Annotated in this window: 17 protein-coding genes; 12 read left to right on the top strand and 5 right to left on the bottom strand. The window is 61.3% G+C overall.

The genetic code is table 11. The annotated features are described in order from the left end of the window. Positions 1–8 precede the first annotated feature (8 nt). Complete coding sequence (locus JNK74_03830) at positions 9–2,219, bottom strand: hypothetical protein (GenBank protein ID MBL7645303.1); 2,211 nt, start codon at positions 2,217–2,219, stop codon at positions 9–11. A 170-nt stretch (positions 2,220–2,389) separates the two neighbouring features. On the opposite strand from JNK74_03830, the gene JNK74_03825 reads away from it, so the two are divergent. From JNK74_03825 to JNK74_03785, 9 genes are all read left to right on the top strand, one after another. Then, positions 2,390–3,340 (top strand): alcohol dehydrogenase catalytic domain-containing protein, encoded by a 951-nt coding sequence (locus JNK74_03825; GenBank protein MBL7645302.1) that lies wholly within the window; start codon positions 2,390–2,392, stop codon positions 3,338–3,340. A 135-nt stretch (positions 3,341–3,475) separates the two neighbouring features. Beyond that, positions 3,476–4,282, top strand: a complete 807-nt coding sequence (locus tag JNK74_03820; GenBank protein ID MBL7645301.1) for a flagellin FliC — start codon at positions 3,476–3,478, stop codon at positions 4,280–4,282. 114 nt (positions 4,283–4,396) lie between these two features. Beyond that, positions 4,397–4,999, top strand: coding sequence for a cyclic nucleotide-binding domain-containing protein (locus tag JNK74_03815; protein MBL7645300.1), 603 nt, complete (start codon positions 4,397–4,399; stop codon positions 4,997–4,999). A 73-nt stretch (positions 5,000–5,072) separates the two neighbouring features. Continuing rightward, on the top strand, positions 5,073–5,696 hold the full coding sequence (locus JNK74_03810; protein MBL7645299.1) for a hypothetical protein: 624 nt from the start codon (positions 5,073–5,075) through the stop codon (positions 5,694–5,696). A 224-nt stretch (positions 5,697–5,920) separates the two neighbouring features. Further along, positions 5,921–8,449 (top strand): penicillin acylase family protein, encoded by a 2,529-nt coding sequence (locus tag JNK74_03805; GenBank protein MBL7645298.1) that lies wholly within the window; start codon positions 5,921–5,923, stop codon positions 8,447–8,449. A 328-nt stretch (positions 8,450–8,777) separates the two neighbouring features. Beyond that, positions 8,778–9,194, top strand: a complete 417-nt coding sequence (locus tag JNK74_03800; protein MBL7645297.1) for a BlaI/MecI/CopY family transcriptional regulator — start codon at positions 8,778–8,780, stop codon at positions 9,192–9,194. Next, positions 9,178–11,730 (top strand): hypothetical protein, encoded by a 2,553-nt coding sequence (locus tag JNK74_03795; protein ID MBL7645296.1) that lies wholly within the window; start codon positions 9,178–9,180, stop codon positions 11,728–11,730. Before JNK74_03800 ends, JNK74_03795 begins: the two co-directional genes overlap by 17 nt. Before the next feature lie 58 nt (positions 11,731–11,788). After that, complete coding sequence (locus JNK74_03790; protein MBL7645295.1) at positions 11,789–12,106, top strand: hypothetical protein; 318 nt, start codon at positions 11,789–11,791, stop codon at positions 12,104–12,106. Positions 12,107–12,399: 293 nt separating this feature from the next. Further along, positions 12,400–12,963 (top strand): hypothetical protein, encoded by a 564-nt coding sequence (locus JNK74_03785; GenBank protein MBL7645294.1) that lies wholly within the window; start codon positions 12,400–12,402, stop codon positions 12,961–12,963. Between the two features lie 108 nt (positions 12,964–13,071). Here JNK74_03785 and JNK74_03780 read toward each other — a convergent pair whose 3' ends face one another. The 4 genes from JNK74_03780 to JNK74_03765 form a co-directional block, all read right to left on the bottom strand. Beyond that, complete coding sequence (locus tag JNK74_03780) at positions 13,072–13,674, bottom strand: cytochrome c family protein (protein MBL7645293.1); 603 nt, start codon at positions 13,672–13,674, stop codon at positions 13,072–13,074. A 121-nt stretch (positions 13,675–13,795) separates the two neighbouring features. Further along, a complete protein-coding gene (locus JNK74_03775; protein ID MBL7645292.1) occupies positions 13,796–14,869 on the bottom strand; it encodes a hypothetical protein in 1,074 nt (357 codons plus the stop codon). A gap of 17 nt (positions 14,870–14,886) precedes the next feature. After that, positions 14,887–16,545: a hypothetical protein gene (locus JNK74_03770; GenBank protein MBL7645291.1), complete on the bottom strand. Its 1,659-nt coding sequence runs from the start codon at positions 16,543–16,545 to the stop codon at positions 14,887–14,889. A 55-nt stretch (positions 16,546–16,600) separates the two neighbouring features. Next, on the bottom strand, positions 16,601–17,629 hold the full coding sequence (locus tag JNK74_03765; protein MBL7645290.1) for a hypothetical protein: 1,029 nt from the start codon (positions 17,627–17,629) through the stop codon (positions 16,601–16,603). A 593-nt stretch (positions 17,630–18,222) separates the two neighbouring features. On the opposite strand from JNK74_03765, the gene JNK74_03760 reads away from it, so the two are divergent. The 3 genes from JNK74_03760 to JNK74_03750 all read left to right on the top strand — a co-directional run bounded on the left by JNK74_03760 (position 18,223) and on the right by JNK74_03750 (position 22,584). Beyond that, positions 18,223–20,280, top strand: a complete 2,058-nt coding sequence (locus tag JNK74_03760; protein MBL7645289.1) for an OmcA/MtrC family decaheme c-type cytochrome — start codon at positions 18,223–18,225, stop codon at positions 20,278–20,280. 133 nt (positions 20,281–20,413) lie between these two features. After that, entirely contained in the window at positions 20,414–21,850 is a 1,437-nt protein-coding gene (locus JNK74_03755) for a NapC/NirT family cytochrome c (protein ID MBL7645288.1), read from the top strand. 98 nt (positions 21,851–21,948) lie between these two features. Beyond that, the gene (locus JNK74_03750) at positions 21,949–22,584 is read left to right on the top strand and encodes an ankyrin repeat domain-containing protein (GenBank protein ID MBL7645287.1); all 636 of its coding nucleotides are present in this window, start codon (positions 21,949–21,951) and stop codon (positions 22,582–22,584) included. Positions 22,585–23,026 lie beyond the last annotated feature (442 nt).

Below are 23,026 nucleotides of genomic sequence, written 5' to 3'. Positions count from 1 at the left end.
TCCCGCCGTCACGGCGTGTAAGACAAGGTGGTGGCGGCCTGGGCCGGCAGCGGATTATCGGAGGGCAGCGAGGCCTCCGTGTGGGATAGCGCATACCGGGTCTGGGTGTCCAGCGCCGTCAACACGATTTCAAGGGGGCCCGCCGGCAGGGCGCTGAGCTCGATCACGGCCTCCGTCGCTTCCGCCGGAAAGGACTGCTTCCTGCCATTGACCGATAGTTCGAAGCCCGACGGCGTTTTGCCAACCCAGGTCCAGCGCAAGGGCAGGCTCGCACCGCTCACGCGCTGTCCGAAGCCGGGTTGATCGAGGGCAACCACTGTGGTCTCCGGTGTGGCCTGGTGGTAACAATCGACCAGTGCGCGCAATAGATTCAAGTAGAGAAAGCCCCATCCGCCTTCCCCGCGATAAGCATGCGCCGTCAGGCTCACAGGCTCAATATCGTCGCTCAATTCCACGCTGTACGAATCCACATACAAGTCTCGATCGGGACCATAGCCGCCCCCTTCCCACTGACCGGCAAACTCCTGAAACTGGTGGATCTGAAGGAAACGCGGTCGGTGCTGGAACGCGGACTTGAAACTCTCCGTCAGCGTCCAGCCGCCTTTGCGGCTATGGGCCCCCTCGCCCTTCCAGCCGGTCCCGGCGAAGAATGCCGAAGATACCGTCAGCGCTTCCGGCTGGCCTTCGAAAAGGGTCGGAACCGGCGTCAATGTCGCGTCCATCCACGACCAGAAGCCATGGGCCGCGTGGTCGTTGAACTCATGCATGAATGACTGATAACGAACTGTGAATAGACTCTCGTCGAGGCGGGATGCTCCTGTAGCATCCTTCCAGTTCGGCCCGCCGCCGCTATGAGCCAGAAAGAGCGGCTTATCCTGGTAGAGCTCGAAAAGGCCGGCGAATCGAGGATTCCGCACATACGTGTGGTGGATCCACGACATGCATTCATTCACCGCGGATACCGTCGTGGCCGGGCCGTTGTTCAGGCCGCCGTAGAGCACGACCGTAGGGACTGGATTCCCCTCGTCCCGCAGCGTGGCCAGGCTCTCCAGGAGCATCGTCGTAGCGTGGATAATCTCGTTTGTGTGATCGCCCCGCTCGTCCCAGTGCGCCTTGTCCCACAGATGGTTCGTCCAGTCCACCACAAGAAAATCGATGCCCGATTCGATAAGCCAGATCATCTGCTGCCGCGTCACATCGGGATTCCAGGACCAGTACAGGCCCGTAAGCGGCACTGCGGGCGTGGATCCCCAGTTGGCGTTGCGCGGCGTAAACCAGGGCTCGAATTGGATGCCCACGCGGTGGTCGGGATCCCCCGCCGGGCGAACCAGCGCCCGCCGGAACACTTCGACCGTCACCGGAGCCGAAAGATCGGGGCCCGCGAGGTTGAGGGGCAGGGGCGTCCCCGCGATATCGTAACTTCGGTCGTTCAGGCCGGGCCAATCTTCCATCTGGGTGCGCCAGGGGCTCCAGGCGACGCCCGAAAGAACTTTCACATGTTGCGCGTCTTCTTCGGCGGCGTAGGGCCACCCATAGGGGGCGCGATCAAAACGGTGCCACTGCCCGTCGCTCACGAGCAGCGCCACACCCGGCGTATCCCGGGCTTCAAGTCGCACCAGCAGACCCGCCAGTCCACCCGCGGATCGCGCTTCGATTGAGAGCACGTTGTCTTCCGGTGTGAGATGAGGGCCAAGATTTTCAAAGCGCGTGGTCGTGCTCCAGCCGGAGACCGTGCCCAGTTCCTCGCCGTTCAGGTGCACCGTCGCCCCGTCATCCGCCGCGACGAAGAGTACCGCCGATTCCAGGTCGCCCTTCCAGTCAAAACTCTGCTGGAAATATTGCGTGGCGCTCTCGGGTGACGACGGCGCCCAGATCCACTGGGGCTCGGGCCCCCGAGACGCCGGTTCCTCGACCAGTACCTCAATCACCGCGCGGCCGGGATTGGGCAGCGGCAGGTGGTGGGTCGACTGACCTCTATTGTCGGTTACTTCGATCGCACCCCAGCGTTTGCCGTTCACAAAGGGAATTACCCGGTAACCGGCGAGATCACCCCCTTTATCGGGGCGCACCTTCGTCGTAAGGCTGACACTGCCGCCCATGCCAATCTCGGGCTTGTCCACCGTGGCCGTGACGGAGAGCGCCCCGCTTCGGAGTGGGAAGCAAAGCAACAACAGGGCCAACGTGCTCGAAAGGACGAAAAAGCGTGGGGGTCTGGGCAAGGTCTTCAAGCTCCCGGGGGTCATAGTGCGTGTGACCCGGCTATGATACGCCACGACGGGCCGGGACCGCCACGTCAGCTTCAGCGCGCGAGACTTGAATCTTTCGCACCGGTGGTGTTGAATACACCGCTCAGGAGAAAGAAATCCATTCACTTCGAGGAGGAACCCAGATGCGGGCATTGGTTTTGTCAAAGGGAAACCTGCGCGTGAAAGATGTTCCCGAGCCACAGCCCGCCCCCGGCGAAGCCCTGGTCAAGGTGCTCACCGCGGGCATCTGCAACACCGATCTGGAACTCGCCCGGGGCTACATGAACTTCAACGGTACCCTCGGACACGAATTTGTCGGCGTCGTGGAGCAGGCGGAAAACGCCCACCTCGTGGGAAAGCGGGTCGTGGGGGAGATCAACTGCGTCTGCCACCAGTGCCAGTACTGCCAGATGGAAATGCCCCACCATTGCCTCAATCGCTCCGTGCTCGGCATTCTGAATCGCGACGGCGCCTTCGCTGAATACCTGACCCTGCCGGAAGAAAACCTCCATATCGCGCCCGCATCCGTGCGCGATGACGTCGCCGTATTCGCAGAACCCGCCGCCGCCGCCTTTCGAATCCTGGAGCAGGTCGAAATCCACGATAGCGACCACGTAATCGTCCTCGGCGATGGGAAGCTCGGCCAATTGGTCGCCCAGGTACTTTGGCTCCACACCAAGAATCTCGTCTGTGTCGGCAAGCACCCCTGGAAGCTCAAGCTGCTCAGCGACCTCGGAATCAAAACCGCCCTCATGGACGAACCTGTCATTCGAGGCGCGGACCTTGTCGTCGAGGCCACCGGTTCTCACCTCGGCTTCGCAAGGGCCCTCGAGCTCGTCCGTCCCGAGGGCACCGTGATCCTCAAGACCACGGTGGCCCATCCCACCGCCTTGGAGTTCAGCAGTCCCGTAATCAATGAAGTCCGTATTCTCGGTTCCCGGTGCGGCCCCTTTAGACCCGCGCTGGAGGCACTCAGCCTCGGGACCATTGGTGTCCAGCCCCTTATCAGCGACGTTTTCTCCCTTGTGGACGCGGACAAGGCCATGGCCCGCGCCGCGGAGCCGGGTGTGATGAAAGTGTTGCTCCACATTTAGCCGTGTCGTCGAGTTTTTATGGATTTTGCCTCCGCGTCGCTACAAATCATTGGCACCGGACACGAGATATGGTATAGTGGATGCACCAAGGCCCCCTTAGGGATGAGGCGGGATCGTGGTCGGAGGTAAGTGCCCATGGGACTCAACATCAATACGAATCTGTCTGCCCTCGAAGCCAGTCGGCAGACCCGCCGCTCGAATTCCGCCCTTTCGAAGGTATTGGAGCAACTGAGTTCCCAGCGGCGCATCAATCGGGCCGCCGACGATGCCGCAGGGCTGGCGATTGCCGAGGGTTTCAATACACAGATTCGTCAAGGGCAGGCCGAAGCCAGCAATCTGCAATCGGGTATCAATCTCGCTCAGACCGCCGAAGGTGGCCTCTCGGTTCAACAGGATGCAGTCCAGCGCATTCGTGACCTCTCCCTTCAGGCCCAGAACGGGACACTGAGCGATGACAACCGCGCCGCGCTCAACGCCGAAGTGCAGGAGTTGCTGGGGCAGATCGACAGTGTCGCCGAAGATACCCAGTTCAACGGGCAGAACGTGCTGAATCAGGATACCACTGTGGATCTGGGTACCGAGAGCGGCAACCAGATCACCATCAGCGCCTCCAATACCCAGTCCCTTGGATTGAATGGCCTGGATATAAGCACACCGGAAGGGGCCGCCGCCGCACTGGAAGCGGCCGACGAAGCGCTGCTTAGTATCGAGTCCAACCGTGCGCAGATTGGCGCTCAGCAGAACGGATTCGAGAGCGCCATCACCCAGCGCGAATCCGCTGTCCAGAATCAGCAGGAAGCGGAATCCTCAATCCGCGACCTGGACCTTGCCCGGGCCACCGTGGAGCGCACCCGAAACGAGTTGCTGCTTAGAAGCAGTCTCTCGACGCTCGTGCAGTCCAACGTCACACCTCAGTCCGCCCTCCGCCTGCTGGGTAACTAAGCGGCGCGACATCGCCGTCCTTTCGCAGCCTACCGGCCCATTTGAATTGAGCCGGGGCTTGCGGCGCAGGCGACTTCATGGCATGATAGGGCCTATGAACAGGGAGTCGTGCACGTGAAGAAATCCCCCCAGGTCCGAGAGCCTCTGATAGAAGCGCTGTCGAACGCGCCTATCCTCCAGTTCCTCGGAAAACATGACCCCCACGGGCACGATCTGCGCGCCATGCTTGAACGGGGGGAACTTCACCATTTCGCGGCGGGACAACCTATCATTCGGGAAGGTGAAGCCAGCGACGCCATGTATGTTCTGGTCGATGGCGCGGTCACCGTGTCGCTCGACGGCGCCGACCTCTGCGTCATGGACGATCCCGGCGATGTTTTTGGCGAATTCGGAGCCGTCACCGGCGAATTGCGTTCCGCAACGGTAACCGCCTGTAATAAAGTCACGTGCTTCACCGTCAGTGCGCAACTCGCCAGACACGGCGCGCGCCAGGAAAACTCCCTCTTCAGCCGCCTCCTGCAGCAGGCCATCATCAAACTACTCCTCGCACGCCTGCGCAAGACCAATGAGGAACTGGTGGAACTGAAAAAGGCCCTCAATACCGCGGAAAAGCAGGTCGTCTTTCTTCGAATGGACAACGAAGTGCTCACCGGCGAGTTGGACGCCGCCCGGCGCCAGTTGCGCGACGATCCCCGAAATACGCGCCTGGCAAAATAGTCGGTGACATAGAGAGTTTAATGATCTAAAATAGGATAAGTGCAAAATGTGTGCATCGTCTAAACAGGAGACCATGATGAAAATGAAGCACTTTCTCTTTTCAGGACTGGCGTCCGCTTCGGTCGCCGTGTTGGGCTTGGTCCCGGCGGGAGCGGTATGGGCCGATCCGGCGGCCCCGGCGGGGGAGGTCAAGGCCGATACCCCGGCGGGCGCGGCCGCCAAAGACACCGATACCGATCCCCGTGTTGAATGGGAAGCGCGGGAAGTAAAGCTCATCGAGCTGATCGGGCTTACCGTGGACAAAGTGTCGAAAGAAGACTCGGGGGGCGCAAGCGTCGACTGGGCAACGGTCAAGAAGAATGTCATCGACATAGTCTATCAGCGGGGAAGTATTGACCAGAGGGACCCTGAATGGCCCAAGATACAACTAGGTTGGGTGCAATTGGCTCGAAAAAGTGTAGAGCGTCAGATAGCAACGGCTAGGCACGCGGGTGAAGACCACTCCAGTGAGCTGAAGGTGCTCGAGAGCCTTGTGACGACCCTCCGGGAAGAGCCTGCGGCGGTGAAAGAAGAAGTCGCGGCAAAACCTGGCGAGACCGTGGAAGCGACGGACGACGAAAATCTCTGGCGCTATCGCGATAAGAGCGGCGCCCGGACGACCAAACCCCGCTATAAGGGACAGGAACCCGTTAACTGATTTAACCCATAACGTGAGATCGCGCCGTGCTGCCGCCGTGCTGCCCGGCGCGATTCTTGTTTTCGCGCCGTTGCCGTGGACGCCGACGGCATTGATTGATTGACTTGACCGGATCCCACCCGTACACTGATGTGCTTCGCTTCTGACACGCGAAGATTTTCGCGGGGGATTGGGAACATACGGATGCCGGAGAGAAAGGGCTTTTCATGCGGATCGACTTGCGGATGAAGTTGGCTGGAATTGCACTGGTGCTTTGCCTGGGCATGAGTTCGGGGCTGTCGGCCCAGCCTCTCCCGGGCAGCGGTCCCGATGAAGGCAAGACGGTCATCTACCGGGACACCTGGGGTGTACCCCATATCTATGCGCCCACGGCCGCCCAGGGCATGTATGCCATGGGCTGGGCCCAGGCCGAGGACCGGCCTGAGGAGGTGCTCAAGAACCTCCTCCGGGGCATTGGCGAGAGCGCTGTTTTTGAAGGGGAAGGCGGAATCCAGAGCGACATGCTCTCGCGCATGTGGCGGCACTATGAACTGGCGAAATCGGGCATGGATTCCATTGCCCCGAATGTGCGGGAGCATCTGGAGGCCTATGCCGCGGGCGTCAACGCCTGGTATGCCGCCCATCCAGAGGACGTCCCCACGTGGTGGGGCGACCGCAAGGTGGATGCGGCCATGGTGGTGGCCTTCGGCCGCTTTTTCCTGTACTCCTGGTCCATCGATGATGGCTTTGGCGATCTGTCGCGTGCGGGAATCCAGCCGGGGATGGAGAAGGTTCAGCGGGGTTCCAATTCCTTTGCGGTTTCACCCCAGCGCAGCGCCTCGGGCGATGCCATTCTCTACGTCGACCCCCATCTGGCCTGGTTTGGCGCTTCCCGCTTCTGGGAGTTGCGCATGCATGCCGGTGAAATCGAAGGCAGCGGCTTCAGTCTCGCCGGTGTGCCCTACATCGCCCTGGGCCACGGGGCAAACATGGCGTGGGCCATGACGACCGGCGCACCCGATACGGCGGATATTTACGCCCTCGCGCTCAATCCCGATAATCCCCTTCAGTACAAGTACGACGAGGCGTGGCGGGATATCACCACCCGCGAAATCACGATCCAGGTGAAAGACGCCGCACCGGTGACGATGACGCTTTACGATTGCCATTACGGCCCCGTGGTGGCCATGAAAGAGGGCAAGGCCTACGCGCTGAAGACGTCCTACGCCGATATCGTCACAGGCAATGAAGCGTGGTACATGCTGAACTCCGCAAAGGATTACACCGGCGCCGTGGCCGCCATGAAGTCGGGCACGATGTTTCCACAGAACGTGATGGTGGCCGATACTTCGGGCAATATCTACTATCAGCGCACGGGGCGCGTGCCGAAACGTCCGGAAGGCTTTGACTTTGACCGGCCCGTGGACGGCTCCACCTCGAAATCCGAGTGGCTGGGTATCCATGACTCGGACGACCACGTGCAGATTTTGAATCCCTCGCAGGGCTATATGCAGTGCTGCAATATCCCGCCGGACTCCCTGATGGTGAAGAGCCCCCTCACGCCCGACAAGTACCCCGGCTATCTTTTCAGCGATCTGGGTTATGGCCCCCGCGGCGGCTGGACGAATCAACGCGGTGGTCGCGCGGTGGAGCTGCTGAGCCAGGATGCCTCCGTTACCGCTCAGGAAGCGATTTCCTACGCCCTTGATGTCCATCCCTTCGGTGTCGAGCGCTGGATCGACGTCCTGCGCCAGGCCCATGAGAACCGGGGCGACGCCTATGCCGGGGACCTCGACTATGTCGCGGGCATGGAAGACATTCTTGCGTGGAACCTGGAAGAACAGCGCTACTCCACGGGTGCGCTGAAGTACCACTACTGGCGCGTGCAGCTCGTGGCGGACTATGGCGCCGAAACGATGGAAGAAGTGCGCGGGCGCATCGACCAGTTCTACAAGATCGTCACGGAGGAAGCCTACGACCCTGTTGAACTGGGAAGCGACGAGGCCGAATTCGCGCTCGACTCCTTCGCCAAGGCCATGGCCAAAATACGGGCCGACTTCGGCACGATCGATGTACCCTGGGGCGAGAAATTCCGTGTCGGTCGCGACGACCGATCCTGGCCCGTGGGCGGCGGCGACGACGCGGGCACCACCACCCTGCGCAACGTGGGCTACAGTCGTGAGCGTGACGACCACACGCAGTGGGGCAACAGCGGCCAGACCTCGACGCAGATCATCGTCCTCTCCAAGCCCATCCAGAGCTGGACGGCCCCGCCCATCGGCCAGAGCGACCGGCCCGATTCGCCCCACTACCGCGATCAGGCGGAGAAGGTCTTCAGCAGGCACATCATGAAACCCACGTGGTGGTTGCCCGAGGATCTCGCGAAAAACATCGAATCCCGCACCGAACTCGAAACCGGGCTGGAAAACCAGTATCTGGCGGAATTGAAGGAACGGCTGGCCGGCTGGGAGAAGGCCCTCGAAGCCCAGCAGTATGAAGCCACCCTCGCCTTTTACGCGGAAGACCTCGTCGGTGAAGGCGGCCGGGGCAAGACCGACCTCGCCAGCTTTCTCCAGGAGGCCATCGCCAGCGGCATGCTCAGTGGACTGGACGTAAACATCGATCAGAGCAAGATCACCGGCGACGCCGCCAAAGCGCGCGTCTCCGCGATCGGAATCGAAGGCACCTTCGGCGGGATGAAGGTCACCCTCGAACTGGAAAAGCGCGACGGCGTGTGGCTGATCACCAAGAGCGAAAACGACGGGAATTATTGAGGGACGGAGTGCCGCAAAGGAGCTTCAGTCAGGCACTCGCATCAAGGCGCAGCACGGCCCATGTTTCCTTAGGGCGGCGGCATGTCCCCGTGGATGTGCGGAAGCATACCCGAATGCTTTCAGCGTGGGGCCCCGCCCACATCTACAGGGACAGGCCCGCGCGTTGAAGTAGGGTAGGCTTGTGGGAGAGGCCCTGAGCGGAATCGGGCGTCCTGCGTTGGGCCGGGTGCAATGGCGCGGGTCCGTCCCCCGGCGTGCAGTTTTCCTTGACACGCCTACAAATGTAGGCTAAAGTAACCACAGATAGTCCAATGGAGGTTTCCACATCATGCCCCGCAAGAAAAACGTGCCCAAACTCTCGGAACTGGAGTGGGAGGTCATGAAACCCCTATGGGACCGCGGGCCCATGGCGGCGCGGGATATATTCCAGGCGGTGCCGCAGGAGCAGGCCTGGGCCTACAAGACCCTCAAGACGATGCTGGCGCGCCTGGTAAAGAAAGGGGTGCTGGCCTATGACCAGATCGGTAACTCCTACCTTTATCGTGCGGAGTACACGCGCGAGGAAATGACGCGCGCAACGGTGGGTTCCTTCGTGAATCGCGTGTTTGACGGGGCCATGCAGCCCTTTGTGGCGTGCTTCGCCGAGTCGGTCGGCGAAGACGAGCTGAGAGTCTTGCGGGCGGAACTGGCGCGCATCGAACGCGCCCGGCAAAAGGAGCACGCGGGCAATGGAAACGTCAAATAGCGTTCTGGAAGCGTGGTGGTCCTGGATGGTGCACAGCACATGGCAGGTCGCCCTCTTCGCGGCGATCATATGGGCACTCACGTCCGTCTTCACAAAGACCTCCGCGAGCTTTCGCTATGCCCTCTGGTTCCTGGTGTTCCTCAAACTCCTCATCCCGCCTTTTCTCGCGGTTCCGTGGTCCGTTGGCACGATGGCACAACACGTGGCGCAGGCCGGCGGCTACATCACTTCTCCGCACGACGCGGTGACGCCGAACACCGAAGTCGAAACGCCGGCGACCCTCATCGAATCCGACACCGCAATGCACGCCCGGACAGCGAATCCGCCGTTGCGCCCAGTCGTACCGTTGAAGGCACTGCTCCTCGGCCTCTGGGGAGTGGTAGCCCTTGCGATGTTCGCGCTGCTGATCGTCCAATTCATTCGCTTCAAGCGGCTGGCCCACCTGGGCAGCCTCGAAGCGCCCGCATGGCTGCGGCAAATGGCGGGGGAGCGGGTCGTCCTCGTCGGGCTGGGGCATACACCTGCGTTCCGCATCACGGGCACGTTAAGCGTTCCGGCGGTTCTGGGTGTGTGGCGGCCCGTGGTTCTCATTCCGGGCGACTGGCTCGACACCTTCGACCGCGATGCCCTCGGAAATATACTCACCCATGAACTGGCGCACATAAAACGCCGCGACCTCCTCGTGGGGTGGATGGCGTCGTGCTTAACCTGTTGCTACTGGTTCCACCCCCTCGTGTGGGTGGCGCACCTGCAACTGCGAAGGGAGCGGGAAATGGCATGCGACGATATGGTGCTGCGAAGCACCAGGACAGACGGCAAAGAATACGCGGGCACCATCCTCAAAGGCGCGGAAGCCGCAGACGGCATGATACCGGCCGGTGCGGGGTTCCTTGGCCTGATGGAACTGTCGGGGAACCTGCTCCAGCGGATCCGCTCCGCAGGCGATGCCGCGCGGCGGCGGCGCATGGGGCTTCGTTCGGCTTTGGCGCTTACCGTCATCGCCCTGGGCCTGATTCCCATGCAGGCTATCTCAGACGCCGAGTCGACCGCGACCACCCCGACCGATCGCGCCTCGGAGCTTGCACTTTATGAAAAGGCCCATCCGGAAGTGCAGGCTTTCATCAAGCACACCTGCGAAAGCTTCGGGCGCTCCAACCTCTGGCTCGACGTGGGCGCGCTCGACGCCTTGACTCCGGATGAACGTGAAAAGAAAATCACCTACATCGCCGCCGTGCTCGAAGGCGAGTATGGCCGCCAGCAATGCGAATCCTTGGCCGAAGCGGGTGTCCTCCGCGATACCCGACTCCTGCCCGGCCTGAAGAAAGTGGCCGCCTATCACCGCGACGATCAGGACTACGACTGCCGCGCGAAATGGATGGCCGTCGCCGCGCTGGGCCGCCAGGGCGATGACTCCGCCATACCTGTGCTGATTCCTCTCGTGGACCACGGCAATCAAAACACGCGCATGTGGGCGCGCGGTTCCCTCCTGCGCCTCACCGGCCAGACCTTCGATCAGGACAAGGCGGCCTGGGGCGCCTGGTGGAACGCTCAGGGCAAAGAGCCCAGACTCAGCGAGGACGACCTGAAGCCCTGGGAGATGCCAGGCGCGCAGGCCAGCGCGGAGAGTACCGTGCCTTCCCACGGAAACGGAGAGAATGAACTAACCGGGAAGGGCGTGGGGATTGAGTTGCTGGACTTGAAAGAGGCAAATGGTGAATGGCGTGCGCGCCTGAAGACCAACTCAAGCAAGAAATGGTACGTTGAGGGTGAAGCCTTCGAAGCCTTTCGATTGGAGTCGATCAACGTCGAAGAAAAATCGGTGGTTGTGTACGAGGAACGTATTGGGAAATCGATTATCCTCAGATTGCCCGGCTCGCAGGCCAGCGCAACGTCGGCCGCGTCAAATCAGACCGCGCCGGAAATCCTTTCGTCGAATCCAGCCATTGGCGCATCCGAGATCGATCCCGGCCTCTCCGCAATCACCGTCACCTTCGATCAGGACATGAAAGGCGGCTTCTCCTGGACCGGCGGCGGCGAGCTCTATCCCGAGACCACCGGAAAGCCGCACTGGCTCGACAAGCGCACCTGCGAGTTGCCGGTAAAGTTGGCGGAAGGCCGCGTCTACCGCGTGGGCATCAATTCCAAGAGCTTCAAGAACTTCTGCGGCGAAAACGGTATCCCCGCCCGCGACCGCGTCCTCTACTTCGCCACCAAAGGCGCGCCACCCGAAGCCCTCGCGGGGCTCACGCCACCCAAAGTAGTTTCAAAGGTGGTGGGGGAGTCCAAAGACAAACTTCTCGTCACCTTCGATAAACCCATGGGTGGCGGCTGCTCCTGGACCAAAGCCGGAGGAGAATTTCCCGAGACCACGGGCAAAGTAGGCTGGAGCGAAGACAAACAAACCTGCACGCTGCCCGTGAGACTCGAGGTAGGAAAAACCTACCGCGTCGGCATCAACAGCGCAAACGCCATCAACTTCCAGAGCGAAACCGGCGTGCCCGTGGAGCCGGAAGTGTGGGAGTTTACGGTGGAATGACCGGTGACGAAGACTTCTTTCCCAGTTTACACCCACGTCATCGACGGAGGTTCAATCCATGTTGAAGCAGTACCGAAAGGTTGCTGCCATTATGGTGGGCATTCATGCCGTGCTGCTCTTACTCCTGGCCTTGGTTCACTACACGCGCGGTGTCAGCGACGAAGACGCGACCTTCCTCCTCGCCCTCCTCGTCTGGTTCGTCGACCGACCAGCCATCTGGGTTCTGGGGTCCTCGCCAGAGCCGGTCAGCCTCTTCCTGGCCGGAACCGTCCAGTGGCTGCTCATCGCCACGCCCGTAGCCGCGCTGCTCCACGGGTTCGCCCAGTGGCGCGGCCGCGCCGCAGGGGAATCAGTGGACGGTAGTCCTCGTCGCTAAGACTTAGGATCAGGGTAGAGTCCAAGGGAATCGCATTAGAAGCGCACCTCAAACAGTGCAATATGGAGAGGGGGCATTCCTGCCCCCTTTTTGTTGGTTTCATCGTGCTAAGCAAACTCGTCTGTTTTGTCCGCGCAACCGTGTTGCACCGGTCGGGGGCTGAAAAGCCCCCGCTCCACGCCCCAGCAATACCTGAGTCTTTAGCTTTGGGGTGGAATTACGTACCTCGAATAGTTCCACTGGCGTGCTGGTATACTTCGCATGATCGTGTCCAAACATAATGGAGGTGGTACGTGAGCTCGTTCCTTGCCCTGCTTCGTCGCCCGGGATTTCGGGCCGGGCTGTTCATGGCAGTGGCCTTCATTGCCATGGCGTCATGGCTCTGGTCTGTCGATAGGCCTGTGAATTCATTCACGATCGGTAGTGCGCTGAGCCTCTGCGCGATCTTTCTATTCCCGACCTTTCTCTGGATTGGACTGTTCCTCGTCGGACGGGACACATCGACATCCCCAATGCCATCAAGAGAACTTGCTGTCGTTGAGTATAGTCACTGGCTAAGTGTACTCGACTGGCGGGACTTCGTCGAGAGGCTGTCCACTTGCAATCATGGTCGTGTGGCCGTTGCCCCCGAAGGTCTTTACTTCATGCCTCTGTTTGGGGGCAACTGGCAGATAGCGTTCAGCGATATCGTGGTCCTCGAAAACGAACTTCTTTGGACCCGTCGCTACTACAAGCTTCGCCGCCGCTCCACGGGACGAATTATTCGATTTCACATACCGGAGAACGTTTCCGGTGCTTGGCGGCAGCATTTCGACGCTCTCGTGAGTCCGCAGGCACTGGAATCTCCGATCCGGTGACGTCAGACGGATTCCAGTATTGGGCATAAACCGAAGGCGCCGCGAGCAGGTTCGCGGCGCCTTTGGGTGTTTCGAGATTCGCTCGTTGGCGAGTGGGGGGGATAGTCCCTACTTCGCTTTCAAGGGATTGGCGTGTTCGATGAGTTTCTTGGCTTGTTCGTAGTCGAAACCGGTCTTGGTTCCGTCGGCTTTGGTGAACTGTTCGGGGTTCCAGGTGGGGCTTTCTTCGTTGTGGCATTCGCGGCATCGGGCTTCTTCGATGGCGGCGAGGTGGGCTTTCCAGTCGACTTCTTCGGCGGTCTTTTTCTTGGCGACGACGTCTTTGGCGTCGGCGATGTGGAGGGAGCCGGGGCCGTGGCAGTTTTCGCAGGAGAGTCCGTCTTCAGGCTTGATGCGGGCGGGTGCGGCGGCTTTGGCGGCGTCATAGCCGGTGACGTGGCACTTGAGGCATTCGGGGGATTCTGAGGGGGGCTTGGCGAGGCCTTTGTCTTTGGCGATCTTGAGGGCGGCTTCGCTCTTGAGGGATTCGAAGGCTTTGGCGTGCTTCATGGTTTTCCACACGGTCCACTGGGCGCCTTCGGGCTTTTTGTTGTGGCAGACTTTGCACTGATCGGGGCCGACGTATTCGGCGGCCTTGTCTTGCGCCTGGACGGCGGCGCTGGCCAGGACGAGCATCAGGGCCGCGGCCAGGCATTGTTGGATGACTTTCATGGGGTTCTCCTTTATTTCGCGCCGTTGCCCCTGCCCTATGCCGGACTCGGGCGCGATTCGACCAAACTTGTTCCGGGTCTCCGCTCCGCGATGGCGGGGCGGGGGACCGGGTTTCAATTTTTTATTCGTGGCAGGTTTTGCAGCTCACGGAGTTGTTGGTGAGGTGGGGGGCCCGGTGGGGCTCGCCGCCGGGGTGGCACACGGCGCAGTTGACGGGGAAGATGCCGAAGGTGTGGGGCGAAATCTTGGCTTTGCGGTGCTCAATTTCTTCGTGGCACACCGTGCAGGAGGTTTCCTGGGGGGGGTAGTGGCAGGAAACGCAGTGCTGGTTGAGGGAGCCGCCGAATCCTGCGCGGTGGGAGGCGGGCTCGGTTTTCTCGTGGCATTTGGCGCAGTAGTCTTCTTCGTGACAGGCGGCGCAGTTCTGTTGATCGATGACGGCGCGAAGTCCGTGGGCCTTGCGGCGCCAGGCCACGGTGTGGTTCTGTGGCTTCTCGCGGCGGTGGCAGTCGTCGCAGGAGGCGACGGTGTCGTGGCACATGGCGCAGTAGGCGGGATCGAACTGGGCTTCTTGTCCGTGGGCCTTCATCCAGATTTCGGGGGAGTCGTGGGCGATTCGGGTGCCGCCGCGGAACTGGGGCCGGGTCTGGGCGGTGATTTCGCTGTGGCAGACGGTGCACTCGTTCTTGGCGAAGTTGACGTTGGGCTCGCCGGATTCGAGCATGGGGATTTCGGATTCCACGTGGCACTCCATGCACCAGGGCATGAGGGGCCCTTTGGGCAGATCGGGAATTTCGCCGGGGGTTTCGTGGCACTTGATGCAGTCGATCTCGGCGTCGATGTGGGGCTGATGGCCGAAGATGGTTTCGACGCTCATTCGCTTGACGAGGGGATCGACGGACTGGTCTTCGCGGGTGTGGCAGAAGTTGCAGGCGGCTTTGTCGGTCGCTTCTTCGTCGATCGCGTGGCAGATACTGCACAGTTCGTGGCCGGGGACCACGTGGCCGTTTTCTTCCCAGGCGTGGCAGGTGGTGCAGTCGAGTTCCTGCTCGGCGTGTTTGGCGTGGGCCGATTTAAGGCCGCGATCCGGGGCCGCCTTCGAGCGGCGGAAGAGCCCCCCGTTGGAGGCGAAGGCCACGCTGATGAGCGCCACCGCCGCCAGGGCAGTCCAGGTAAGTCCGGGCCTGAGTGTCATGGGAATGCCTTTCATGCTCAAAATCTTATCCGATAGCCCGCACGGGTGTGCCAATAGGGGGAGTCGGGCCCATCATCTTCTTCAAAGGAAAACTTCGCGTAGAAGGTCTGATCTTCGCGGAATTCCCAGTCGAATTCGGTAAATATACTGTACACATTCTCCCGCGTGTCCAGGATACGTGTGGAATTGCGCTGGGTGAACCAGGAAAAGCCGGGGTAGATGCCGGGTACAATGGCAACCACGGCGGCGTCCACGAGGGCGGCGCGTCGGTCATATTCGATGACGCGGTCCTTGTAACGGACGAAATCCACACCCGCGCGCCATTCGAGATTTTTCCAGGTGCGGTTGACCTCGCCGGTGATGGTCCAGGAGCCTTCGCCTTCGGAGACGTTCCAGTACTCCAGCGAAGTCGTTACGCCAAAGCCCTTATACAGATCGTCCACGTCCAGGACCGTGCCCACCCGCTGGTAGTCCCGGTTTCCGGAGTAGAAATCGTCGTTCTCGGAATTGCGCACTTCGCCTTCGAGGGAGAGGGTGATTTTCTTGGTAATGGGGCGGTGAAGGGCGAGATAGAAGGTTTGGTGTTCCCGGTACTGCCCCAGAATCTGATAGTAGGGGGAGAGGTCGGCCGTCGTGTCGCCCGTGGTGTTGAAAAGCTGGCGGTAGTTGACATCGTAGAGCAGGTTGAGGCGGGGGATGTAGCCATTGAGGCTGAGGCTGAGCTCGTCCAGATCGCTGCCGAGCATGCCGATGCGCCCGAAAAGGCGGGTATTGGGCCCGAAACTGTGCCAGAGGCTCAGGGTTACCTTGCTGTCGTTGATCTCCGAGGCAATGTAGCGGTAATAGCCTGAGAAGGGCCTAAAGTCTTTGCGCGTGGAAAGGCCATAGCGGCTTTCCTCGGCGTAGTAGCTGTCCAGGGCGATGCGCGTCTGGGCGGAGGGAAGATAGGCCAGTCCGCCGCCGAGCACCAGATCGTCGGTGGTATCGCGATAGACCGACGCCCGCGCGCCGAGAAAGGCGTACATCTCGACGTTGTCGATGCGCTTCTTCAGGTAGAGACCGTCGATGCGGTTGTAGGTGGCTCCATCCTGAATGCGCTGGCGACCAATGCGGAGGACCGACTGGTCCCCGAGTGCGTCGTCGAAGTCCGCATAGAGATAGAGTAGGCGCGCCTGAACATCCGAGCTCGACGCATCGTTGATATCGCGCAGTGTGCTGGATTTGCCCTCGTCCGACAACAGATCCTGGTGGAGCCAGAGGGCGCCGCGCAGGTGGAGTTTCGGCTTTTTCGGGGGATCGGCTTCCAGGCGAAGATACTGGCTGAAGTCGAGATCGGAACCGCCGTCCGTGATGACACTGTCCACTTCCGCTTCAAAGGTTCCGCGATACCAGCGGGGAGCCTCTTCGGGCTCCTCGCCTTCGGCGTTTTCCCCGGCAACGGGTTCACCCGCCTCCGCGGGGGCATTCTCTTCGGCGTCCGCTTCCACGGGGGGGGCCTCGGCCGAGGCGTCCGGCGCGGCTTCCGCAGCGGGCGCTTCGACGACCGTCTGGGCCTCCACCGTGGCGGCCTCTTCGGCGGCGAATGCCCTTCCCCCCGCCAGCAGGGGCACCAGCGCAAGGGCGAACAGCAGCCTCGCGCGCGATCGGTTTATCGAATACCTCCAGCCTGTCAACACCCGGTGCCCTTCCATTTCGTGGCGGTCATTGTTGCCTCGTCCTCCATCATGAGCATCAAGGCAGCGCACCAATCAATTCGTACAGCGACTGCAAGTCTTCGTTGCTGTCGGGGTCGTTCTCATCATAAGCGGGACCGGAGCCCGGAACATTCGCGTCGTGACATCCCGTCACGCCCGCGCAGGAACTCGGCGGGGCGGGTTGCACACCCTGCTCCATTGCCTCGTTGCTCGCCAGCGGGGGAATAGTCAGCAGCGAATGGTCATGCCCGGAGGCGCCGCCCGCTTCCAGGGGCGGAAGGTGGCAACTGGTGCAGCGACTTGCGCCGCTCCCCGCGGGGTCCACCGGGTGACCCGTATGGAAGGCCACATCTTCATCCGTTTCAAAGCCCAGCGCGAAGCTCTGGTGACACTGCTGGCAGAGGCGGTTGTCTTCCGGCGTCGCCGTAAGCATCGTGCCGCCGTGCATGTCGTGGCAACTGGCGCACGTGGCGACATCGAGCTCGGCATGGCCGCTCAACGCAAATTGCGCCACGGTGTCTTCGTGGCACCGGCCGCAAAGCGTTGCGAAGTTTTCATTGCCGAAGCGGGCGGGGGATTCGGCGCTGATTGCCATGCCCCCGCGATTATGTACATTGTGGCAATCGGTGCAGGTCGCGCCATGCTCGGCAAAGTGTGCGGTGGACAGGTAACCGCCCACAGTGTCGCCGCCCGGGCTGTCCGCCTGATCGTGGCATTCAACACACGCCTCGTGGCGCTTCTCAAACGGCAAATCGCCGGGGTTGTGTATAAACAGGCCGAAGCGCCCACCCTCGCGCACGTGGGTGAGGCCGGGGCCGTGGCAGGATTCGCAGGATATCGTGTTGTGGGGGCTGTCGCGAAACTCGCGATGGTCGCTCGCACTGCGCCCGTCGTGACACGCGAGGCAGGTGGCCGTGCCTACTTCGCCGGGCCCGAGTCCCGGCTGCCAGCATCCATCCACGCTCATGCCGAGGAGGGGAAGCGCCGCCAGACTGAGATACTTCAGGCCGCGCCCGTGGAAGAGGAGGGTGCCGCGCTGGTTCTTCGTGTGTGGAGATGAGTTCACGCCAGACCGCCCCATCGGTTCCCATGTTGAGTGCTCAACACTTGCTTCCTCCCGAAAAAAATACACGCCAGAACTGCTCTTCTACCGGGTTACGTCCCAGGTTGCCTGAGATGCGCGGTGGCATCCTGGCTACTTGAAGCAACAACCTTGCCAAGTCGTTCGTTCTGTTACTCCCCGAACAATACCACACTATCACGGCCCATTCGTTGTGTCAACCGATACCCCCGAATGGGAGGCGATCGTACTCTGCGCACATCTGGCGGGGACAGAAGTGTTCAGGTGAATAGTGCTGTATGGCGTGCTAAACAAGCGCTCTGCTTACATCTTTTATCGTATTGAAAAATAAGGGCCCACGAGCCCATTGGGCAATCACGGGCAATGAACAGCTTTATGGCATTTGAACATTGTTCAATAGAAATGTTCTGTTCATTGGCACAGAAATCGCTTACACTACAACAGAATGCTCCCTTGGGAACGATTCAAAGGAGAGGACATTCTCCCGGTTGTGGCGCGCTGACCAGCGGAGTAAGGATGGCGTGAAAGTCCTGTAACGGGAACTGTCGGGCGACAAAAAGAAGCGGAGGAAACAGCACATGTTAGTAAAAGGGTTACCCAGTTCACGCGGGACGAGCACCAAATGGTACGCTCTTCTCGCACTTCTGTTTTCTGGTGTCTTGATCGCGGGCTGTCCCCCAGATCCCGATCCAGATCCCGATCCGGATCCCGATCCGATTCCTGTTCTGCCGGTGTCGACCTCGCCCGGATTGAATGTGGAAATCACCAAGATCGTGATCCCCGAAGACCTTCGGCCTCTGGTCTCTTTTACCATCACGGACGATGCGGGCGAGTTGATTCCCCTGCGGGAACTGACCGACGCGCGCTTCGCATTGGCCTACCTTGATCCGGAACCGGGCGAAGGCGGTGTAGCTGGCTACATCAGCTACACCACCCGCACCCGCGTGTCGTCGACAGGAGAAGAGGTTCTTCAGTACACCACAGATAGCGCACGCCTCGCGGGTGTGACGCAGATCGTGGACGGTACGCTGACCTACAAATTCGAGACGGCGCTACCTGAGGATTACCTGACCACCGCTTCTCATCAAGTGGCCGGCCAGTTCCGCCGCCTGTTCCCCATCGACGAGGTGACCTATCCCGCGAATGCCGTTCTGGCCTTTCGCCCCGATGGTGGCACCGAAGTCGCCACGCGCGAGCTCGTCACGACGGAATCCTGCAATCAGTGCCATACCCGCCTTTCGGCCCACGGCACGCGCCGCGAAGTCCAGTATTGCATCATGTGTCACAGCACCGGTTCGCTGGATGACGAAGGTGTGTCAATTGACTTCGCCGACATGGTTCACAAGATCCACCGTGGCTCGGACCTTCCCAGTGTTCAGGCGGGTGAGCCTTACATCGTGCAAGGTACAGACTTCTCGCACGTCACGTTTCCGCAGCCGGTCCAGAATTGCGCCGTCTGCCACGAAAACGCGCCCCAGGGCGAAGTCCATATGAACAACCCCACGATTGAGGGTTGCGCCTCCTGCCACGACCGCACCTGGTTCGGCGATCCCCTCGGCACGCCCGAAGGCTTCACCAACCACATCGCCGGGCAGCAGGTGGACAACAGCCTCTGCGCCCTGTGCCACACGCCCACGGCCCCCGGACCCGCGCCCATCATGGAAGCGCACCGTCTGGCGACCGACAGCCCCCTCGCGCCGGGACTTGCGTTCACGGTTAACGAGACCACGACCGCCGAGACCGAGACCGGCGTAGCCGTGACCATCAACTTCACCGCCGCCAACGGCGCCGGCGAACCCTACACCGACCTGACGGCGATTCGTACGGTCGCGGCCACGCTGGCCTACCCCGTCAGTGATTACCAGACCTCGGTGCGCGAGACCATCACCGCCGCCAATGCCGTCTCGAATGGCGACGGCACCTTCAACTATACCTTTGTACGGGAAGTGCCCCTGGCCTCCACCGACACCTTCGCGGTGGCCATGGACGGTCGGCTTGATTTCGACAACAACGGAACCACGGTCACGCAGGGTACTTCGAGCAACGGTCGCATGATCTTCACGACGGACGGCAGCGAACCTGTCGAACGCCGGCAGATCGTGGACAATGAAAAGTGTAACGTGTGCCACAGCGACCTGCGTCTGCATGGCAGTCTGCGCGTGGGTGTGGAATACTGCGTGATGTGCCACAATCCCAACGGTACGGACATCAGCCGCCGTCCCGCGGAAATGCTTCCGCCTGAAACCATCAATTTCAAGGATATGGTCCACCAGATTCACCGTGGCGCCGATCTTGAAACGGACTACACGGTGTTTGGCTTCGGCAGCACACCCTTCGACTTTACCCACATCGGGTTCCCCGGCGACCTGCGCAATTGCGAGATCTGCCACGTCGAAGGTTCTTATGAACTGCCCCTGGCCGAAGAGGCCCTGCCCACGGTCATCAGCGATGGCGAGGGTGTGGTTTCCGAGAAGTTGCCGGAGCGTGCGGCCTGTACGTCCTGCCATGACAGCCTGATTACCGAAGTGCACGCCATCCTGGCGACGGAGCCGAATACCCGCGTGGAATCCTGCTCCACCTGCCACGACAGCAGCGCGGAATTCGCGGTAATCGACGTCCACAATATGGGGCCGTGACCGTCAGGCCGCCCGAAGGGCAGCCCAACGGAATGACCCGAAAGTTGACATGAGACAGCACCGGCGGGGAAGGTTGTACCCAACCTTCCCCGCCGGTTGAACAAGTAAGCATCAGTACGGAGCGGAGAATAACATGGCCAAAGCGGAAAAAGGTTGGATCGGGGCGCTGACCCACTTGATCTGGCGCAACTGGATCACCCTCTTCGGCAGCAGCCTTACCACGGTCAGTGGCGCGGCCATTGTCGGCTTCCTGATCATGGGGCTCGTGGGCGTGCCCCTTTCGCCGTATATCGGCATTCTGTCCTATATGATCCTGCCGGGGGTATTTGTCTGCGGCCTTCTGCTGATCCCCCTTGGCGGGTGGGTGGACCGGCGCCGCCGCAGGAGAATGGATTCTTCCGAACCGGCCCACATCGATCTTGATTTTAACAGCCCGCGCATTCGCAAGCTTTTTGCCATCGTGGTGGTGCTCACGCTGGCCAACTTCGGCATTATTTCGGCCGTGAGCTATGAGGGCATGGTGTACATGGAGTCGGTGGAATTCTGCGGCCTGGCCTGTCACAGCGTCATGTCCCCCGAATTCACGGCGCACCAGAATTCGCCCCACGCGAACGTGAAGTGCGTGGACTGTCACATCGGCCCGGGACTGCCTTCGCTTGTGCACGCGAAGGTGAACGGTCTGAATCAGGTTTACGGTGTTCTCACGGGCACCTATGACCGGCCAATTCCCACGCCGGTGCACAATCTGTCCGACGCGGAGCTTACCTGCGGCGAATGCCACAACCCTGAAGAGGACCTGGGCGACGTCCTCCGGGTCACCACCGACTACACCGCGGACGACGCGAATACGCCCCTCAGTTCCGTGCTGATGATGCACATCGGCGGGCGCGGTTCCCAGCAGAAGGGGATCCATAGCTGGCATCTGAGCCCCGGCCGGGAGGTTTCTTATTATGCTTCCGACGACAAGCGCGAGACTATCCCGTATGTAAAGGTGGCGGAGGAGGACGGCACGGTGACGGAGTATTTCGCCGATGCCGAGTTTGACCCCGCGACCGTCGACCCCAGGAAAATGCGCGAAATGGACTGTACCGACTGCCACAACCGCGCCACCCATCAGTTTGAGATGCCGGGTCCCGCGCTGAACGCGGCCATGAAGGCGGGCCGTATCGACGTTGCGCTGCCCGGCATCAAGACGGCCGGCATGGCGGCGCTGGAAGGCGCGGCGACGGCGGAAGACGGTGTCGCATTTATCGCCGGCAACGTGAAGGAATTCTATGGGGCGAACCACACGGACGCCGTGGCGGACAAGGGAGCGCAGATCGACGCGGCCATCGCCGAAATCCAGGCTATTTACACCCGGAACATTTACCCCCAGATGGGTATCACCTGGGGCACCTATCCCGATCAAAAAGGGCATACCCAGTTCAACGGCTGCTTCCGCTGCCATGACGACGGCCACGCAAGCAAAGATGGCGGGCGCATGATCACGCAGGACTGCACAATCTGCCACAATGTGCTGTCCTGGCAGGAAGAGAATCCAGAGATTCTGGGGACCCTCGGAATTCAGTAGGAGAGAGCAAGCCCCGGTGCCCGGCCTGGGAGGCGGGCGCCGGGGTCTCCGCGTGACCACATGAATGCGCTCCCCGGGGCGCGGCGAAAGGGAATACGATGAAGCACCTCAGCAATTTCGGTCTGGCCGGGCTCCTCCTCGCCTTCGGCGGATGTGTCACCCCCGAAGTCCGCTATGAGACGATCCACGATGCGGCCAGCGAGGGCAAACCCCACGACATCGCGGCGCTGCTGGATGAAGGCGTCTCCGTCAATCAGCGGGGCGACCACGGCATGACGCCGCTCCACTCCGCCGCGGCCTGGGGCAGCGCCGATATCATGGAATATCTCCTGAGTCGGGGCGCCGATATCAACGCCGTCAACGACTGGGGACTCACGCCCCTCCATATTGCCGCCGCGCGCTGCCACGAGCAGGATGTGGCCTTTCTGCTGGCCCACGGCGCAAGCGTCAATGCCATCACGCAGGCCGGCTGGACGCCGCTCCACTATGCGGCCGCCCGGGGTGACGCGGAGGAGGTCGCCCAGCTTATCGACGCGGGCGGCGACCTGAATGCCGTCAACCACACCGGCGACACCGCGCTCCACCGCGCGGCCCGCAACGCCAGCGACGCGGTTGTCCGCGTGCTCATGGAGCGCGGCGCCGACAAGACCATCAAGAACAAGAACGGCGAGACTGCGGCCGATGCCGCCCGGCACGAAGGGCACGAGAACATCGCGGTGCTGCTGGAGCAATAGGGGGGAATCCGCGCGAGGCGGATCCGCCGTCCGCCCCGAATGTGTGGTGGAGGGCGGCTGGGCCGCGTGCGACGCGATGGGCGAGATTCAAAACGTAAGCGCAGGCTACTGAAGTTCACGATGGGCGTGGCGGTTCTTCCCGATTGATAGGAGTGCCTTGCTGGCCCTTCGCATGGAACGGCCCTGTCGCCAAGGCGCGTACATTGCCCCAGCGTGTTTGGAAGGGACTGACCGTGTTACCGGGGTGAGGCGGGGACGGCACGGCTATACGACGCGGCATCTCGTCAACGGGGCAAGGAACATCGTGCATTGCGCGTTGTGAGATTTTCTGGACGAGTTCCGTGAACGCTTCGGTGTTGGTTTTCGGCGGGCCGGGTATGGGCACGCCCATATCTTTGTGCGGGGCACACCGGCGCGCCAGGTCTGATCGCTCCCCTTATCA

The sequence above is a fragment of the Candidatus Hydrogenedentota bacterium genome, assembly GCA_016791475.1.
Lineage (GTDB): Bacteria > Hydrogenedentota > Hydrogenedentia > Hydrogenedentales > JAEUWI01 > JAEUWI01.
This window is presented reverse-complemented; position numbering and strand designations above follow the sequence as displayed.

What these genes read in the sequence shown, in the direction of transcription:
- JNK74_03825 (MBL7645302.1), top strand. Translation starts at nt 2,390, where the DNA reads ATGCGGGCATTGGTTTTGTCAAAGGGAAACCTGCGCGTGAAAGATGTT.
- JNK74_03820 (MBL7645301.1), top strand. Translation starts at nt 3,476, where the DNA reads ATGGGACTCAACATCAATACGAATCTGTCTGCCCTCGAAGCCAGTCGG.
- JNK74_03810 (MBL7645299.1), top strand. Translation starts at nt 5,073, where the DNA reads ATGATGAAAATGAAGCACTTTCTCTTTTCAGGACTGGCGTCCGCTTCG.
- JNK74_03805 (MBL7645298.1), top strand. Translation starts at nt 5,921, where the DNA reads ATGAAGTTGGCTGGAATTGCACTGGTGCTTTGCCTGGGCATGAGTTCG.
- JNK74_03800 (MBL7645297.1), top strand. Translation starts at nt 8,778, where the DNA reads ATGCCCCGCAAGAAAAACGTGCCCAAACTCTCGGAACTGGAGTGGGAG.
- JNK74_03795 (MBL7645296.1), top strand. Translation starts at nt 9,178, where the DNA reads ATGGAAACGTCAAATAGCGTTCTGGAAGCGTGGTGGTCCTGGATGGTG.
- JNK74_03790 (MBL7645295.1), top strand. Translation starts at nt 11,789, where the DNA reads ATGTTGAAGCAGTACCGAAAGGTTGCTGCCATTATGGTGGGCATTCAT.
- JNK74_03780 (MBL7645293.1), bottom strand. Translation starts at nt 13,674, where the DNA reads ATGAAAGTCATCCAACAATGCCTGGCCGCGGCCCTGATGCTCGTCCTG.
- JNK74_03775 (MBL7645292.1), bottom strand. Translation starts at nt 14,869, where the DNA reads ATGACACTCAGGCCCGGACTTACCTGGACTGCCCTGGCGGCGGTGGCG.
- JNK74_03760 (MBL7645289.1), top strand. Translation starts at nt 18,223, where the DNA reads ATGTTAGTAAAAGGGTTACCCAGTTCACGCGGGACGAGCACCAAATGG.
- JNK74_03755 (MBL7645288.1), top strand. Translation starts at nt 20,414, where the DNA reads ATGGCCAAAGCGGAAAAAGGTTGGATCGGGGCGCTGACCCACTTGATC.
- JNK74_03750 (MBL7645287.1), top strand. Translation starts at nt 21,949, where the DNA reads ATGAAGCACCTCAGCAATTTCGGTCTGGCCGGGCTCCTCCTCGCCTTC.